Source organism: Bacillus stratosphericus (assembly GCF_020524495.1).
Taxonomy (GTDB): Bacteria; Bacillota; Bacilli; order Bacillales; family Bacillaceae; genus Bacillus; species Bacillus stratosphericus_B.
Map to the genome: position 1 here is coordinate 1 of NZ_JAIVLB010000019.1, position 16265 is coordinate 16265.

The 16265-nt window shown below is 41.5% G+C and carries 19 protein-coding genes, 1 pseudogene and 1 riboswitch; all 20 genes and pseudogenes read right to left on the minus strand.

The genetic code is table 11. The annotated features are described in order from the left end of the window. Window positions 1–188: 188 nt before the first annotated feature. Window positions 189–309 (minus strand): annotated as a pseudogene (locus LC033_RS09170) (peptidoglycan-binding domain-containing protein); the annotation flags it as partial. A 219-nt stretch (window positions 310–528) separates the two neighbouring features. Continuing rightward, complete coding sequence (gene sufB, locus LC033_RS09175; RefSeq protein WP_007500362.1) at window positions 529–1926, minus strand: Fe-S cluster assembly protein SufB; 1398 nt, start codon at window positions 1924–1926, stop codon at window positions 529–531. 17 nt (window positions 1927–1943) lie between these two features. Continuing rightward, window positions 1944–2390, minus strand: coding sequence for a Fe-S cluster assembly sulfur transfer protein SufU (gene sufU, locus LC033_RS09180; protein WP_226567962.1), 447 nt, complete (start codon window positions 2388–2390; stop codon window positions 1944–1946). Beyond that, the gene (locus LC033_RS09185) at window positions 2380–3600 is read right to left on the minus strand and encodes a cysteine desulfurase (protein WP_226567963.1); all 1221 of its coding nucleotides are present in this window, start codon (window positions 3598–3600) and stop codon (window positions 2380–2382) included. Before LC033_RS09185 ends, sufU begins: the two co-directional genes overlap by 11 nt. Then, window positions 3600–4913 (minus strand): Fe-S cluster assembly protein SufD, encoded by a 1314-nt coding sequence (sufD, locus tag LC033_RS09190; RefSeq protein ID WP_226567964.1) that lies wholly within the window; start codon window positions 4911–4913, stop codon window positions 3600–3602. The genes LC033_RS09185 and sufD overlap by 1 nt, the downstream gene beginning before the upstream one ends. Window positions 4914–4931: 18 nt before the next feature. Then, window positions 4932–5717, minus strand: a complete 786-nt coding sequence (sufC, locus tag LC033_RS09195; protein WP_226567965.1) for a Fe-S cluster assembly ATPase SufC — start codon at window positions 5715–5717, stop codon at window positions 4932–4934. A gap of 210 nt (window positions 5718–5927) precedes the next feature. After that, a complete protein-coding gene (locus LC033_RS09200) occupies window positions 5928–6065 on the minus strand; it encodes a YuzK family famiily protein (protein ID WP_226567966.1) in 138 nt (45 codons plus the stop codon). Between the two features lie 215 nt (window positions 6066–6280). Then, window positions 6281–6634: a carboxymuconolactone decarboxylase family protein gene (locus tag LC033_RS09205; protein WP_376776433.1), complete on the minus strand. Its 354-nt coding sequence runs from the start codon at window positions 6632–6634 to the stop codon at window positions 6281–6283. Between the two features lie 148 nt (window positions 6635–6782). After that, window positions 6783–7811: a hypothetical protein gene (locus LC033_RS09210; protein ID WP_226567968.1), complete on the minus strand. Its 1029-nt coding sequence runs from the start codon at window positions 7809–7811 to the stop codon at window positions 6783–6785. Window positions 7812–7950: 139 nt separating this feature from the next. Next, the gene (gene metQ, locus LC033_RS09215; RefSeq protein WP_226567969.1) at window positions 7951–8772 is read right to left on the minus strand and encodes a methionine ABC transporter substrate-binding lipoprotein MetQ; all 822 of its coding nucleotides are present in this window, start codon (window positions 8770–8772) and stop codon (window positions 7951–7953) included. A gap of 14 nt (window positions 8773–8786) precedes the next feature. Beyond that, the gene (locus LC033_RS09220) at window positions 8787–9455 is read right to left on the minus strand and encodes a methionine ABC transporter permease MetP (protein WP_226567970.1); all 669 of its coding nucleotides are present in this window, start codon (window positions 9453–9455) and stop codon (window positions 8787–8789) included. Then, window positions 9448–10473 carry a methionine ABC transporter ATP-binding protein MetN gene (locus tag LC033_RS09225; RefSeq protein WP_226568021.1) on the minus strand — a complete coding sequence of 342 codons (1026 nt, stop codon included), beginning with the start codon at window positions 10471–10473 and terminating at the stop codon, window positions 9448–9450. Before LC033_RS09225 ends, LC033_RS09220 begins: the two co-directional genes overlap by 8 nt. Before the next feature lie 153 nt (window positions 10474–10626). After that, a riboswitch (SAM riboswitch) is annotated at window positions 10627–10734 on the minus strand. Between the two features lie 103 nt (window positions 10735–10837). Beyond that, entirely contained in the window at window positions 10838–11179 is a 342-nt protein-coding gene (locus LC033_RS09230) for an SCP2 sterol-binding domain-containing protein (protein ID WP_226567971.1), read from the minus strand. Between the two features lie 120 nt (window positions 11180–11299). After that, window positions 11300–11602, minus strand: a complete 303-nt coding sequence (locus LC033_RS09235) for a thioredoxin family protein (RefSeq protein ID WP_226567972.1) — start codon at window positions 11600–11602, stop codon at window positions 11300–11302. Between the two features lie 12 nt (window positions 11603–11614). Beyond that, complete coding sequence (locus LC033_RS09240; protein ID WP_034317449.1) at window positions 11615–11959, minus strand: ribonuclease M5; 345 nt, start codon at window positions 11957–11959, stop codon at window positions 11615–11617. Between the two features lie 131 nt (window positions 11960–12090). Then, the gene (locus tag LC033_RS09245; protein ID WP_226567973.1) at window positions 12091–12327 is read right to left on the minus strand and encodes a YusG family protein; all 237 of its coding nucleotides are present in this window, start codon (window positions 12325–12327) and stop codon (window positions 12091–12093) included. A gap of 44 nt (window positions 12328–12371) precedes the next feature. After that, on the minus strand, window positions 12372–12755 hold the full coding sequence (gene gcvH, locus LC033_RS09250) for a glycine cleavage system protein GcvH (protein ID WP_226567974.1): 384 nt from the start codon (window positions 12753–12755) through the stop codon (window positions 12372–12374). 65 nt (window positions 12756–12820) lie between these two features. Further along, complete coding sequence (locus tag LC033_RS09255; protein ID WP_226568022.1) at window positions 12821–13177, minus strand: arsenate reductase family protein; 357 nt, start codon at window positions 13175–13177, stop codon at window positions 12821–12823. A gap of 111 nt (window positions 13178–13288) precedes the next feature. Beyond that, window positions 13289–15070 (minus strand): acyl-CoA dehydrogenase FadE, encoded by a 1782-nt coding sequence (locus LC033_RS09260; RefSeq protein WP_226567975.1) that lies wholly within the window; start codon window positions 15068–15070, stop codon window positions 13289–13291. Between the two features lie 14 nt (window positions 15071–15084). Further along, on the minus strand, window positions 15085–16260 hold the full coding sequence (locus LC033_RS09265; protein WP_226567976.1) for an acetyl-CoA C-acetyltransferase: 1176 nt from the start codon (window positions 16258–16260) through the stop codon (window positions 15085–15087). Window positions 16261–16265: the final 5 nt, after the last annotated feature.

Here is a 16265-nt window from a genome sequence, read left to right on the forward strand (position 1 = left end):
TAGCAAACTGGACATGGAAAGGACCATGTCCAGCGTAAGACAACTGATAAATTTTATCAAAATAAGTGAAAACCCCACTTTTACTTGAAGTAAAGGTGGGGTTTGTCTACGGTCTGATAAACCCCCATTTCGGGGGTTTATTTTTACTGTGTCATAAAAGAATTTAAAATATCTCAAAAACGATTTTGTTACATTAACAGAGCTTCAAGTTTTGCCTTTGTCTGTGAACCATAAATGCCGTCAGCAACAAACCCATGCATCATCTGGAACCGCTTGACCGCATCCGCCTGTTTTTGGTCCGTAATAGCCATGCTGTACACCTTTTAGAAGCAGTCGTGAATATTAAATCAGAACGGTTAGGGCATTCTAGTATAAAAACAACCGCAGACACTTATCTCCAAAAAATTGAGGAACCAAGCAATGGAAATGTATCTGCGGCATGTTCAGTAATTAAATGTTGTGGGTGTTTTGTGGGTGCTTAGCATAAATGTATCATTCAAGCACCTTAAATCCCCGGTAAATCAACGGTTAACCTATACTGCCTTCCATCTCGAACTTAATCAAGCGGTTCATTTCAACGGCGTATTCCATTGGCAGTTCTTTTGTGAATGGCTCGATGAAGCCCATGACAATCATTTCTGTTGCTTCTTCTTCAGAAATTCCGCGGCTCATCAAGTAGAATAGTTGTTCTTCTGATACTTTCGATACCTTCGCTTCGTGCTCTAATGAAATGTTGTCGTTTAAGATTTCATTGTAAGGAATGGTATCAGATGTTGATTTGTTATCCATGATGAGTGTATCACACTCGATGTTTGAGCGTGCACCCTCGGCTTTGCGTCCGAAGTGTACGATTCCACGGTATGTGACTTTACCGCCTTGTTTTGAAATCGATTTCGATACGATTGTTGAAGATGTGTTTGGTGCAAGGTGGATCATTTTCGCACCTGCATCTTGGTGCTGACCTTTACCTGCTAGGGCAATACTTAATGTCATCCCACGAGCGCCTTCACCTTTTAGGATCACCGCTGGGTATTTCATTGTCAGCTTAGAACCGATGTTTCCATCAATCCATTCCATTGTCGCATTCTCTTCACATACCGTCCGTTTCGTGACAAGGTTGAAGACGTTGTTTGCCCAGTTTTGAATCGTTGTATAACGGCAGTAGCCGCCTTTTTTCACGATGATCTCAACCACCGCACTGTGAAGTGAGTTTGTTGTGTACACTGGTGCTGTACAGCCTTCTACGTAATGCACATGTGCGCCTTCATCCACGATGATCAGCGTACGCTCGAACTGACCCATGTTTTCAGAGTTGATACGGAAGTATGCTTGAAGTGGTGTATCTACTTTTACGCCCTTTGGTACGTAGATAAATGAACCACCAGACCATACAGCCGAGTTCAGCGCAGCAAATTTGTTATCAGTCGGAGGAATGACTTTTGCCCAGTGTTCACGGAAGATGTCTTCGTTTTCTTTTAATGCGCTGTCTGTATCTTTAAACACAATTCCTAGATCTTCAAGGTCTTGCTTCATGTTGTGATATACAACTTCAGATTCATACTGAGCAGATACACCCGCTAAATACTTTTGCTCTGCTTCTGGGATTCCAAGCTTATCAAAGGTTTGTTTGATTTCTTCCGGTACTTCATCCCAAGAACGCTCAGAGCGCTCTGATGGCTTTACGTAGTACGTAATTTCATCAAAATTTAATGCATTTAAATCTCCGCCCCATTGTGGCATCGGCATGTTGTAAAAGTGCTCAAGAGATTTCAAACGGAAGTCGAGCATCCACTGAGGCTCTTCCTTCATACGAGATATTTCTTCAACGATTTCTTTTGTCAGTCCGCGCTCTGAACGGAAAATGGAAACGTCTTTATCAGAAAAGCCGTATTTATATTCACCAACATCTGGCATTTTTTTAGCCATCCATTTTCACTCCAATCTTATGATTTGCCGTTATCTTCGGCAGATGCGCCTTTTTCAAGCGCCTTCCAGGATAATGTTGCACATTTAATGCGGGCTGGGAATTTTGCCACTCCCTGTAGCGCCTCAATGTCACCAAGATCAATGGAATCGTCGTATTCTTTTCCTTGCATTATATCAGAGAAAATCTGAGACATTTTCAAAGCTGTTTCAATACCTTTCCCTTTAATCGCCTGCGTCATCATAGAGGCAGATGCCATGGAAATCGAGCATCCTTCTCCCTCAAATTTCGCATCAGTGACTTTTTGGTCTTCGATTTTCATCGTTAGACGAATGCGGTCACCACACGTTGGGTTGTTCATATCGACGACAATGCTGTCGTTTAGTACACCTTTGTTTCTCGGATTTTTATAATGATCCATAATCACTTGTCTGTACAGTGTGTCTAAGTTTACATTAAAAGACATTCGTAAAATACTCCTTTGTCTTACGGAGCGCTGCAATCAGTTGGTCAATCTCTTGTTCTGTATTGTAAAGATAGAAGCTTGCTCTTGCAGTCGCTGATACACCAAGCCATTTCATGAGAGGCTGTGCACAGTGGTGTCCAGCACGAATGGCGACACCTTCTGTATCCAGAACTGTTGACGCATCATGTGGATGGACGTCGTCTAAATTAAACGTCACAAGTCCAGCTCGATGCTCCGGCCCATAAACAGTCGCACCTTCAAGCTCCTTAAAGCGCTCAAGCGCGTAAGTGGCAAGCTGATGCTCGTAGCGGCTGACTTCGTCCATACCGATTTCATTTAAGAAATCGATCGCTTTTCCTAGTCCAACTGCTCCTGCAATAATCGGTGTTCCCGCTTCAAATTTCCACGGCAGCTCTTTCCAAGTGGAATCATACAGATCCACAAAATCGATCATTTCACCGCCAAACTCAGCAGGCTCCATATTATTCAAAAGATCCTTCTTCCCGTAAAGCACACCGATGCCAGTCGGTCCACACATTTTATGCCCAGAGAATGCGAAAAAGTCACAATCCATATCTTGAACATTAATTTGCATGTGCGGGGTACTTTGCGCACCGTCGACGACAATAATTGCACCGTGATCGTGAGCAATTTTGGCGATGTCTTTAATTGGGTTGATGGTTCCTAGTACGTTTGAGACATGTGTGACAGCGACAATTTTCGTTTGATGTGTGATTGTTTGCTTCACATTTTCAAGCGATAGCGTGCCGTCTTCCTGTAACGGAATATATTTTAATGTGGCTCCAGTTGCTTTCGCTGCTTGCTGCCAAGGGATGATATTCGCATGATGCTCCATATACGTAATGACAATTTCATCGCCCTCTTTGAGGTTTGCTCTTGCATAGCCAATCGCCACTGTGTTCAGTGCCGTTGTTGTTCCTCTAGTAAAAATAATCTCCTGGACAGAAGAAGCACCAATGAATGCACGAACTTTCTCTCTTGCACCCTCGTATGCGTCCGTTGCTTTCGTACCAAGGGTATGAACTCCCCGGTGGACGTTCGAGTTGTAAGACCGGTAATACTCATTCATTGTATCAATGACGACTCTTGGTTTTTGAGAAGTCGCTGCACTGTCCAAATACACCAAATCATGTCCGTTCACTTGCTGATGAAGGATTGGAAACTGCTCACGAACGTCTTTGATATTCATTATTTTACTTTCCTTTCAATCACAGAAATGAGCTGCTTTTTAACTCCTTCAATCGGCAGTTCTTTGACAACTGGATTTAAGAATCCATAAATGACAAGTCTTTCTGCATCTTCTTTGGAAATCCCGCGGCTCATGAGGTAATACAATTGAATTGGATCTACACGCCCAACAGATGCTGCGTGTCCTGCTGTTACATCATCTTCATCAATTAAGAGAATGGGGTTTGCGTCTCCGCGTGCTTTCTCGCTCAGCATGAGAACACGTGATTCCTGCTCGGCATTTGACTTTGTTGCGCCATGCTCGATTTTGCCAATTCCGTTAAAGATAGAGGATGCTTGGTCCTTCATGACACCATGCTTCAAAATATACCCTTCTGAGTTTTTACCGAAGTGGATGATGCTTGTTGTAAAGTTTTCCGTTTGATTGCCCCTGCCGACAACAACTGATTTCGTATCACCGAATGTGCCGTCACCCATTAGCTTTGTGATGTTTTCAGACACTGTGTCTCCATCATTCATGAGGCCAAGCGCCCATTCGATTTTACTATCACGGCCATTTGCCATACCGCGTCTGTTCACATAGACTGTTACACCTTCTGCAAGGTTATCTACTGCACCGTATGTGACGCAAGCATTCGCTCCTGTGAACACTTCAGCAACGATGTTGAAGATCGATTCTTCCGGCTTTGCAGTACTAATATAGTTTTCTACATATGTCACAGCACTATGATCGTCTGCTGCGACGATGACATGGTTAAACAAGGTTGTTTCGTCTTTTTCATGAAGATAGACGGCTTGAATTGGTGCTTCAAGCTCTACATTTTTCGGTACATAGAGGAAAGCTCCGCCATTGACTAAAGCAGCATGTAAAGCTGTTAGTTTATGCTCCTCCACTTTCACTGCATCTGTCATGAAATATTTCTTCACTAAATCTCCATGCTCACGAATTGCTGTATGAATATCAGTGAAGATCACGCCTTTGTCTTTAGCTTCTGCTGAAAGAGACAAGTATGCTGGCGTTTGATCACGCTGAATGTAGACTGTCTTATCCGTGTCCTCTAAATCAATCAGAGATTTCACTTCTTCTGGAAGCTCTTCTAGTGATCCAAATGGCGCACTTTCGACTGTATGCTTTTTGAAATTTGTTAAATTCCATTTTGAAATATTCGTTTTGTCAGGCTTTGGCATTGGGAGGTCTTCTGCTTTTTCAAGAGCCTGTAAGCGAAGGGAGCTCATCCATGCCGGTTCCTGATGCTTCTCGGAGAAGCTTTTGACATAATCTTGATCTACTGATAATTTCGTTTCTAATGTCATCAATAATCCTCCTAACGCTTACGCTTCTTGACCAACAGTTTCGTCTTCAATTCCTAACTCTTTTTTAATCCAGTCATAGCCTTCTGCTTCTAAACGCTGTGCAAGCTCTGGTCCGCCAGATTTCACAATACGTCCTTGCATCATCACATGGACATGATCTGGTGTAATGTAGTTCAGTAGACGCTGATAGTGGGTGATCATTAAGCAGCCGAAGCTTTCGCCACGCATTTTATTAATTCCTTTAGAAACAACTTTTAGGGCATCGATATCAAGACCAGAATCGATTTCGTCAAGGATGGCGATCTTTGGTTCAATCATCATCAATTGAAGAATTTCGTTACGTTTTTTCTCCCCGCCTGAGAAACCTTCGTTTAGATAGCGCTGTGCCATATCAGGGTCCATTTCAAGGAACTCCATGTTTTCGTCCATTTTGCGGATGAATTTCATAAGAGAGATTTCATCGCCTTCTCCTCTGCGTGCGTTAATAGCAGAACGAAGGAAATCCGCATTTGTGACACCACTGATTTCAGATGGGTATTGCATGGCAAGAAAAAGACCCGCTTGTGCGCGCTCATCTACTTCCATTTCAAGTACATCTTTTCCATCAAGCAAAATGCTTCCTTTTGTTACTTCATATTTAGGATGACCCATGATGGCAGCAGATAAAGTTGATTTACCTGTACCGTTTGGTCCCATTACTGCGTGGAATTCTCCACCTTTTATCTCGAGGTTTACACCCTTTAAGATTTCTTTCCCTTCAATCTCAACGTGCAAGTCCTTAATTGTTAATGTCGAAGCAGTCATATATCGATACCTCCAAAATAATCATTATTCTCAATTTATTCTCATTCTAATCTTATAACAAATTAAAAGTAAATACAACACATTCACAACAAGCGTGAGAGGATGCTCTCAAAATTCTAACAAAAAATGCAGGTGGATAAAAGGATTTATATCGAAAAGACTGTTTTCATAAAGAAAGGGCGGGAAACTGTTCTCCCCGCCCCTTAGCTATTAATAGCCTCGTATATTCATTTTTGCGAGCTGCCTTTTCTCATCTCGATAGGACTGCTCTCGTTTATATTCAACTTCCATTCGTAAGTCATGGTCTCTTTCGTACTCTGCATAGCTCATGCCATGAGATTGATGCATGGCCTTTTCCATCTCGGCGGTATAATCCAATCCCAGTGTACTCTGGTCAGAACAAATAATAAACCATTCCCTTCTTTTAGTGTAGCTTTATTTTATCAAAGGCATGCAACTTCACTCAAAAGGGATATGACGTGTTATGCTGGCATATTTTCTCACACACTCGGATGAGAAGCACTCAACTCTCTTATATAAAAAAATACCATGTTTTTCTTCTCTTAATGCGTCTGTCCTCCAAATTCATCAATACATTGCTGAACGACAGTAATGCCTTGGCTAAGTGCTGCCCCGCCGCCGAATGCTGCCGCCACACTAACGACCTCCAGTAAATTCTCTTCTGTCGCTCCTTGATCGAGCGCTCCCTTTGTATGATAAATCATGCAGTATTCATCTTGTGCATGAATGCTAATGCCAAGGGCAATCATTTGTTTTTCTTTTTGTGTTAATGAATCGCTCTGGAAACACTGCTCCGTAAATTCATTGAATTTCTTCCCAAACACCGGCATTTTCTTCTGAAATTCACCCATTGCGGTTTTATAATCCGTGAGTGATTGCTGCATTGAGCTGCTCATATGCTGTTCGTTCATCTTGATTCCATCCCTTCAGGTCATTTGTACGTTTTTATTATGAGCGAGATTTGAAAAAATACACAAAAAACCTCTATTTTCAACTAATAGAGGTTTTTACATCATCACTCTGATCCCAATCTATTAGAACAAATTAAACTTGATAAGCTCGGGCTATATAATAAGCAACTGATCCACTTACTGAATGACACCTTATACTAATGCCAATACCGTTTTGTTTACTTACCCAGTATTGTTGATTTTTTTTAGAGGTTAACTCGGCAACATTATTGGCGTCCTCATTAATTGCACAGTAGCAGTTATTATCTGTATATAAAGAAGTGAGCGGACACTCTACTCCAAATGAAAGTTTTGTGGTACCCCCGAGTGTCATAGTAAAACCATACTGTGTTCCTATTAAAGCACCACTTGCCTTTTCAGTGGCAAAGAAACCTCCAACAGCATACCTTCCTATATTTGGGACATATAATCCATTTTGAATAGTCGATGTATAAAGCGTTCCATTCCCATGAACATTATAATCGCCATAAAACGAAAGTGGTTTATCTAATTCATTTATCAAAAATATAAGCGCTTTTGCATCCTTTTCAATAAAATAATGAATGATTGGAATAAGTATGATCACTACAACAAGACTAACTATTGCTATAACATAAGCAACTGTTGCACTACTAATCCCTGCAAGAGCAATGTAAGCATCTATCAACTCAGGTGTGACCAATAATTCATCTTTTTTGGAAGGATTACTGTTTTTTGCTATATACTCCATTGCACCATCAATGGACTTTTGTCCAATTCCTAATACTCCTGCCAAAAGCATTTGTGCCATAACAACACATGAATCATCTCTTTTTTCCAATGCTTTCAACTTTTGAAGGCCATCAATTAAATATTGGAGTTGTTTTTTTATATCGTCCCCTTGAGCATTAATCAAACTTTCATATTGACTGATGGTCAATGCTATGGAACATTGATTTTGTGCATCCTTCAACTCCTTGCCTAACACATTTGCTAATTCTTGCTGTTGCTCTTTGATAAATAAAGTATGTAATTGATTTATTTCGGCTTGAGATGTTGCTTTCTCTAGCTTTTGAGCGTATTTTGGAAATAGCGTGCGAAATCCCTGTTTAAGCTTTAAGTCAATATCTCTTGAAGTATGCATTTATTTCTCTCCTTTTTATAACTTCCTCCCCTCAAGTATTTATCAATCATTCAAATTTATACATTTGCATTTCCTTTGATCCTGATAATTGATTGTCAAAATAAAACCTCCATTTTCAATAATGGAGGTTTTAAGCTATTTATTCAGATACAGGCAAAACTGCACCGTCATATTTTTTGTCGATGAATTCTTTGATGTTATTCGAGTGAAGAACTTCCATTAATGTCTTAATCTTATCTGAATTTTCATCACCTTTGCGAACAGCAACGATATTTGCATACGGATTGTTCTTTGTTTGCTCAAGTTCAATTGAATCTTTTTTCGGATTCAATTTATTTTGAATCGCATAGTTTACGTTAATAAACACGGCATCGCCTTCACTGTTTTCATAAGCTTTGGCTGTTAGTTCAGGAGCGATTTTTTTGAATTTTAGGTTCTTAGGGTTTTCTTTAATGTTCTTCACTGTTGTGTTGATTGTATCAACTTTTGGATCAAGCTTGATGACACCAGCATTTTGTAAAAGTGCAAGCATACGTCCTTGCTCAGCCACATTGTTTGTCATGATGATTGTGCCGCCGTTTGGAATATCCTTCACTGATTTGTATTTCTTAGAATAGATACCGAAAGGCTCAAGGTGAACATCACCCGCACTCACTAGGTTATAATCTTTGTTTGATTTATTTTCTTCGTTTAAGTAAGGGGTATGTTGGAAAAAGTTCGCATCCACTTCTTTTTCAGCTAACGCTTTGTTGTACATTTTATAATCGCTAAGTACTTTCACTTTTAGATCGTAGCCTTTTTCTTTCAGAAGTGGTTTTGCTTCTTCAAGAATCTCGGCATGTGGTGTTTTTGAAGCTGCAACCGTGATGGTTTTGCTTTCACTTGCGTTATTAGATGAACCGCATGCAGCTAAAATGCCTGCAAATGCTAGAAATAGTCCACTTAAAATCAATTTCTTCATGAATAAATCCTCCCTTAACGTTTATCAATTTTGTTTGTAATCAAATCACCGATTATTTGAATAATAAAGACGATGATGAGAATAAATATAGTGGCTACAAGTGTGACATCTGTGTTACCAGATTGGTATCCTTCCACATACGCGAGGTCACCAAGTCCGCCTGCCCCAATTGCACCTGCGATTGCAGTAGAGCCAATAAGAGCAATAGCTGTCACGGTAATGCCTGAAATGAGAGCTGGCAGTGATTCTGGAAGCAATACTTTGAAAATAATCGTAGACGTTTTAGCCCCCATGGATCGTGCTGCTTCAATGACTCCTTTGTCTACTTCACGAAGTGCAATTTCGACGAGACGTGCATAGAAAGGAGCTGACCCAATGACAAGGGCTGGTAGTGCTGCATTTGGACCTAAAATAGTACCCATAATTAGTTTTGTAAACCCTAATAAAAGAATGATCAAAATGATAAAAGGAATCGATCTGAAAATGTTGACGACTGCACCGATGACAGCATTTATCGGTTTATTTTCCCAAAGGCCGCCTTTGCTAGTTAGAAATAGCAATAGTCCAAGGATGATACCGATGACAAAAGCAAATGCTAGTGAAATGAGCGTCATATAAACCGTTTCACCCGTTGCATTCCAAATGACATCTAGGTCAACTTTCAGAAACCATCTCTCAAACATGTGTCATCACCTCGATTTCAACCTGTTTGCTCTGGATATAGGCGATGGCTTTTTCAACCTCGTTCTCATCTCCATTCATATGGATAAAGAGAGTTCCAAACGCGCCTTCCTGCGTTTGAGAAATCTTTCCTTGCAAGATGTTCACTTCGACCTTGAAAGATCGAATGATTTCAGTGATCAGTGGCTGTTCCGCAGAATCGCCGATAAAGGACAACCGTACTACCTGACCTTCTTTCACTCGCTCTAAGACGTGCTCGATTGTTTCTTTCGCTTCCTCTGGTTCAGCAAGCTGTTTCACAAATCGCTTCGTCATTTCTTCCTTCGGCTGTCTGAAGACGGGTAATACTTCGCCTTCTTCGACAATGCGTCCATTTTCCATCACTGCCACACGATGACAGATTTTGCGAATGACATGCATTTCGTGTGTGATCAGCACAATTGTTAGCCCTAATCGTTTATTGATATCGGCCAAAAGCTCAAGGATCGAATCTGTTGTTTGCGGATCAAGCGCAGACGTTGCTTCGTCACAAAGAAGAACTTTGGGGTCATTCGCTAATGCTCTCGCAATACCTACACGCTGCTTTTGTCCACCACTTAGCTGAGAAGGATAAGCATTTTCTTTTCCTTCTAAACCGACCAATTTAATCAGTTCATTTGCACGGGCTCTCCGTTTTAACGTCGGTACACCTGCAATCTCAAGGGGGAACATAATATTTTGTCGCACTGTTCTCGACCAGAGTAGGTTAAAGTGCTGGAAGATCATGCTAATTTCCTGTCTTGCTTTACGAAGTTTCGCATTCGATACTTCATTGATCCGATTGCCTGCCACTTCAACAATCCCTTCTGTTGGCAGCTCCAGACCGTTTAGTAGGCGAATAAGGGAGCTTTTCCCTGCCCCGCTATACCCGATAATTCCGAATATTTCACCTTTATCGATATCCAAGTTGACGTCTTTCACGGCATTAACATTTCCGCTTTTTGAATGATACGTTTTAGATACATTCTGTAAATGGATCACAGTCTGTTCACCTGCTTTCTTGCTGAATCTATAGGTTGCCATCACATTGTTCATTTATTCTTCTTACTGTCATGACTCAGCTTGACGTCAGGTCAGTAAAAAAGACCTAACTGCAACGCAAGCAGAAAGGCCTTTTATTTCAAATACGCCTTTCTCTCATCTTTCAAAGCGTTGCGGCTTTGAGTGAATTGGCACCATTTCAGCTATGCTGATGGTTGCCGGGTTTCATAGGGCACGTCCCTCCACCTCTCTTAATAAGAGAAAATATGTTGTTTTTATGTGATGTTCATGTTTTTACTAACGTAGAATATCATGCTATCTCAGATATGTCAACGCTGTAAATCACTAATTTCCAAGTAAACGACTACGTTATCATCTTTCTGAAAAAACCGTTCGTCAGCCAAAGCACGGCCTCTAGTCTAAGCAGCGCGCGGAATGAGCCTTTCACCTTGACTTGTCCCCGGCTAATCAGCTGCTGTAACGACAGATCACCATCTAATAATTGAAGAATTTCTTTTCTCTCACCATAAAAGATGAGATCCGATAACTCAATTGCAGGCAGTTTCTTCACTTCACCACGTTCATCCACAATCAGTGTACAAGAGTCAGTTTCCGCCTCAAATGTAATCTTCAAGGATGATGATGGGAGCAGCGGCTTTAACAATAATTGCTGCTTTGTGTTTCCATGGGCTTTCACATTTTCCACATGTATAACCTCCCTGTCATTTGGTTGTACATAACATTTCTCTACTAACATCGGCTTGTCCTTTATAAATAGCTCGACAAATTTTCAAATGAATTGCTTGAAATATGACAAAAAACCGCTTTATTTAGCGGTTTCAATCATTTCATGAAGATATGGAACTGAGTGAAAGGCATAGCCTTTTTGTACGATCTCACCCTTTTTAAACAGAAGATAGCAAGGTACACTTTCGATCTCAAATGCTTTCGCAAAACTTGGTGAATAGTTTAAATTGTTCTCGTAAAATGGAACATTCGGCTGCATCGCGTCTACTACTGACAGCATTTTCTTTGCCAGTTGGCATGTTCCGCAAAATGGTGTATATAAGTACAAAAGAAATAAATCGTCCTCTATTTCCTTGAATGCATGCTCTTTAATCTCTTTCATATACGTCCAACCTCATAAATATTTGGAATGAACATCAATGTTTGCAGCTAATAGGATAGATGCAATGTGGGCTGACGGTGAAGCGGCCACTTCGCGGTACGTTCTGTCGACAAAAAGATGAAGTGCTTCAGGGAATTCTTTTCGAAATTGCTTCCGCAGTTTGTCCCCAGCATCGTCACTGTCTGCTAATATGTAAACGTCTTTCCCTAATAAATCGTCCACAAGCTGATCCAGCTTGGATGTACTGATGGTGCCATTGGTGCAAATGATGGTAACAGGTTCACTTATGACTTCTTTTAGCTTTTGTTTGTCCGATTTACCTTCTACTATGATGACCTTTTCTATCTCGACATTCATCACGATCACCCGGCCCTTTTGACGTTGATTCACTTCTTCCTTAGATTACAATCTTTCATTCAGGTTGTAAAGATTGGGCACTTGGTCACTAAAAAGACTGCAGCATGTACTCACTGCAGCCTAACCTGTGATTAGCACCAGCCATTTTCATCGTCACAGTCTACATATTTTTCAGTTCCATGGGTCAATGTATCGGACAGACGATAAAAGCGATTTTGATCATAGGAATAACCCGATTTTAACTCATATTGATTTTCACTAATCATCGTGCCAATCTCTTCATTTAGATAGTAAAGCATCATGCCACCTTCTTTGAATCGCCCAGTGACATGCTCTGTTATATCCACCTGTTCTTTTTGAAAGGACAAATTGGACACCCCCCATAAAGGTAGAGTGTCCAATTTCACAAAAATTAGTCTTCTTTTGTCATTGCTTCATATTGCTCAGCTGTCATTAAGCTCTCGATTTCAGATGCATCAGCTGGTTCAACAACAATCATCCATGCTTGTTCGTATGGAGAGTCGTTTACGAATTCTGGGCTGTCATCTAGTTGATCGTTTACTTCGACGATTGTGCCGTTGATCGGTGCGTATAGTTCAGAAACAGTTTTCACTGATTCTACACTTCCGAAAGGCTCGTCCGCTGTGATTTTGTCTCCTACTTCAGGAAGCTCAACGAAAACGATATCGCCTAGCTCAGATTGAGCGAAATGCGTAATACCGATACGAACCTTATCTCCTTCTACCTTGACCCATTCATGTTCTTCTGAATAACGTAAATCTTTTGGTGTGCTCATTCAATACCCTCCAGTCTATTGTTTCCGCCTATATTGAAGATACCACAATCTGAATGAAAGTTACATCATTTCCAGACGCTTTTAAATGTATCTTCATTAAATCCAACTGTTACTCGTTTACCTTCTGTTGTAATCGGACGCTTAATCAGCATTCCGTTAGACGCAAGTAATTCTAGCTGCTCGTCCTCTGACATTGCAGGAAGTTTATCTTTCAGCTGTAACTCTCGGTAAGTTTGTCCGCTTGTGTTAAAGAATTTCTTCAACTCTAAACCGCTTTTTTCGTAAAGTACTTTTAGTGTTTCTTTATCAGGCGTCTCTTCGACGATATGTATGCTGTTGATGTCTTTATTGTGTTCTTCAAGCCACTTTTTTGCTTTTCGGCATGTACCACAAGTTGGGTATTCGTAAAAATCTAAAGCCACCATTATCACCTCCTGCAAATTGTGACAACATTTTATCACAAAATATTTTAAAAACCTAAATGTATGCTTACAAAAAGGTGCGGAGTTGTATCCGCACCTTCAAATCGTTTTTTATACGAAATATTTCTCTGCTTCAAAGATACGTTTAGCCACCTCACGCTTTTTGGCGATGACATTGATCGGGGTGAATCTTGTCAGCTTGCGAAGAGCTGACAGGCTCATGCGGAGTGAATCCCCTTCCTCCATGGCGATCAAGGATTCTTTTGCATTTGCTTCAATCTTTAAAAAGGCTTCCTGTGTAAAAATTTGTGTGTAGGCTAGCTTTTGAGCGTTCTTTTCTGAACCTGATGTAGCGATTGCCTTTTCTGTACGTAAGATCGCTGATTCAGCAGCAAACATTTCATTCACGATATCCGCTATATTCACAAGTATTTCTTGCTCCTTTTCTAGCGCTTTCCCGTACTTCATCGTTGCCATACCTGCCACCATCAAGGCAATCTTTTTCGCATGGACGAGCAAATATTTTTCTTGATCGAGCGGCTGATCACCCGGCTCTTCCGGCATCATCATCATGAGCTCTTCCTGCAAGGTTTGAGCTTTTTGAAGAAGAGGAAGCTCCCCTTTCATCGCTTTCTTCAAGAATGTGCCTGGCACAAGCAAACGGTTGATTTCATTTGTTCCTTCAAAAATACGATTAATTCTTGAGTCACGATAGGCTCTTTCGACCTCGTATTCTTGCATGAATCCATATCCACCGTGTATCTGCACTCCTTCATCCACAATATAATCTAATGTTTCGGAGCCAAGCACTTTACAGAGAGAGCATTCAATTGCATATTCAGCAATAGATTGCGCAATTTGTTTCCCATCCTTTTGCTCCTCTTCACTTAATAGACCCATCCGCTGTTCAAACAAGCCCACTGTGCGGTAAACAGCACTTTCCATGGCATACAGCTTTGCTGACATGTTGGCTGCTTTTTCACCAATTAAGCTAAATTGAGAAATAGGCGTTTTGAACTGCTTACGCTGGTTGGCATATTCTGCTGATAATTGAATGACTCGTTTTGAAGCACCTATAGTGCCGACCGCCAGCTTGTAACGACCAATATTCAAAATGTTAAAGGCAATGACATGCCCTCTTCCGGCTTCACCAAGTAAATTCTCTTTCGGTACTTGGGCATCTTCCAGAATTAATGTTCTCGTCGATGATCCCTTAATACCCATCTTTTTCTCCTCTGGTCCAGTTTTGACACCTGGAAAATCCTTTTCTACGATAAAAGCAGAGAAGTGTTCTCCGTCAATCTTAGCATAAACGACAAAGACATCTGCAAAAGCGGAGTTCGTGATCCACTGCTTTTCTCCATTAAGGACATAATGTGTTCCAGCTTCATTCAGTAAAGCAGTTGTTTTTGCCCCAAGTGCGTCAGACCCTGATCCTGGCTCTGTCAGTGCGTACGCCGCAATGGTTTCTCCAGAGGCGAGCCCAGGCAAGTACGTTTCCTTTTGTTCTTGATTTCCAAACAACACAATTGGCAGAGAACCGATGCCAACATGGGCGCCATAGGAAAGAGAGAAGCTACCTGCCCTTGCGAATTTTTCAGTAATGATGGCTGAGCTAATCTTATCTAACCCAAGTCCTCCGAATTCCTCTGGAACGTCAGCCCCAAGTAGTCCAAGCTCTCCAGCTTTTTTTAAGAGCCGAACAGAATGCTCGAATTCATGATTTTCAATTTGTTCTATGTGCGGGACAACATCTTGTAAAATGTAATCCTCTGTTGTCTTCCCTATCATCTGATGCTCATCAGAGAAATCCTCCGGCGTAAAGATATGCTCATAATTCGTCTCATCAATTAAGAAACTGCCACCCTTTTTTACATCTTCCATTGCTTTCATCCTGAATTCCCCCTTTAGATCAATTCAAAAATGCCTGCGGCTCCCATTCCTCCACCAATACACATCGTTACAATGCCAAATTGCTCGTTTCGTCGTTTCATTTCATGAATGAGTGACAGCGTTAGTTTCGTTCCTGTACAGCCTAACGGGTGTCCTAACGCAATCGCCCCTCCATTGACATTCACCTTCTCTTCATCTATCCCTAAATGGCGAATGACTTGTATGGCCTGAGAGGCAAAGGCTTCGTTTAATTCAAATAGCCCAATGTCCTTAAGCTCAAGTCCAGCGATTTTCAACGCACGCGGAATGGCTTCAACCGGACCAATTCCCATGACCTCAGGTGGTACACCGCCAACAGCAAACGCTCTAAACTTAGCGAGCGGCTGAAGAGAAAGAGAGGACGCTTTTTCACGATCCATCATCATTACACACGCCGCACCATCACTTGTTTGTGAGGAGTTTCCTGCGGTCACTGTGCCTTTTGTTGAGAAAGCGGGACGTAAGGTTGAGAGGATTTCCTCTGTTGTGCCAGCTCTCACGCCTTCATCCTGTGAGAACGTAAATAGATGTTCTTCTAATTGATACTGCTCTCCTACCCGTGTTTCCGTCACATCAACAGGCACAATTTCATCTGAAAATTTCCCTTCCTGTAATGCCTTTGCTGCCTTTTGATGACTTCTCACCGCAAAGGCATCTTGATCTTGCCGGGTAACCTGATACTTTTGTGCCACTTGCTCCGCCGTGTGCCCCATGCTCATGTAGTATTCAGGCGCTTGCTCTGCCAAAAGTGCATTTGGGCGAATGGAATGTCCCATCATCGGCACCTGTGACATAGATTCGACTCCTCCGGCTAAAACGGTTTCTGCTTGCCCCAGCATAATCCGTTCACCAGCGTAAGCGATAGACTGAAGACCGGACGAACAGTAGCGGTTAATGGTGATGGCAGGAACGGTATAAGGCAGCCCTGCTAATGCACCAATATTCCGGGCAACATTTAATCCTTGCTCTGCTTCTGGTGTTGCACACCCGATAATTAGATCATCAATTTCCCCATCATAATCACCGGCACGCTTTAATGTTTCTTTCACACACAATGCGCCCATATCATCAGGTCGAACGGTTTTTAATGATCCTTTTTTGGCCTTTCCTACTGGTGTTCTTGCGCCAGCTACAATGACTGCTTCTCTCATTTTGA

Coding starts and splice junctions, on each gene's coding strand:
- LC033_RS09260 (WP_226567975.1), bottom strand. CDS start 15,070: ATGAAAGCAATGGAAGATGTAAAAAAGGGTGGCAGTTTCTTAATTGAT.
- metQ (WP_226567969.1), bottom strand. CDS start 8,772: ATGAAGAAATTGATTTTAAGTGGACTATTTCTAGCATTTGCAGGCATT.
- LC033_RS09205 (WP_376776433.1), bottom strand. CDS start 6,634: ATGAGCAGCTCAATGCAGCAATCACTCACGGATTATAAAACCGCAATG.
- sufU (WP_226567962.1), bottom strand. CDS start 2,390: ATGTCTTTTAATGTAAACTTAGACACACTGTACAGACAAGTGATTATG.
- LC033_RS09265 (WP_226567976.1), bottom strand. CDS start 16,260: ATGAGAGAAGCAGTCATTGTAGCTGGCGCAAGAACACCAGTAGGAAAG.
- LC033_RS09185 (WP_226567963.1), bottom strand. CDS start 3,600: ATGAATATCAAAGACGTTCGTGAGCAGTTTCCAATCCTTCATCAGCAA.
- sufC (WP_226567965.1), bottom strand. CDS start 5,717: ATGACTGCTTCGACATTAACAATTAAGGACTTGCACGTTGAGATTGAA.
- LC033_RS09240 (WP_034317449.1), bottom strand. CDS start 11,959: ATGAATGTCGAGATAGAAAAGGTCATCATAGTAGAAGGTAAATCGGAC.
- LC033_RS09220 (WP_226567970.1), bottom strand. CDS start 9,455: ATGTTTGAGAGATGGTTTCTGAAAGTTGACCTAGATGTCATTTGGAAT.
- LC033_RS09200 (WP_226567966.1), bottom strand. CDS start 6,065: ATGCATCAATCTCATGGCATGAGCTATGCAGAGTACGAAAGAGACCAT.
- gcvH (WP_226567974.1), bottom strand. CDS start 12,755: ATGAGCACACCAAAAGATTTACGTTATTCAGAAGAACATGAATGGGTC.
- LC033_RS09235 (WP_226567972.1), bottom strand. CDS start 11,602: ATGAAAGAGATTAAAGAGCATGCATTCAAGGAAATAGAGGACGATTTA.
- sufD (WP_226567964.1), bottom strand. CDS start 4,913: ATGACATTAGAAACGAAATTATCAGTAGATCAAGATTATGTCAAAAGC.
- sufB (WP_007500362.1), bottom strand. CDS start 1,926: ATGGCTAAAAAAATGCCAGATGTTGGTGAATATAAATACGGCTTTTCT.
- LC033_RS09210 (WP_226567968.1), bottom strand. CDS start 7,811: ATGCATACTTCAAGAGATATTGACTTAAAGCTTAAACAGGGATTTCGC.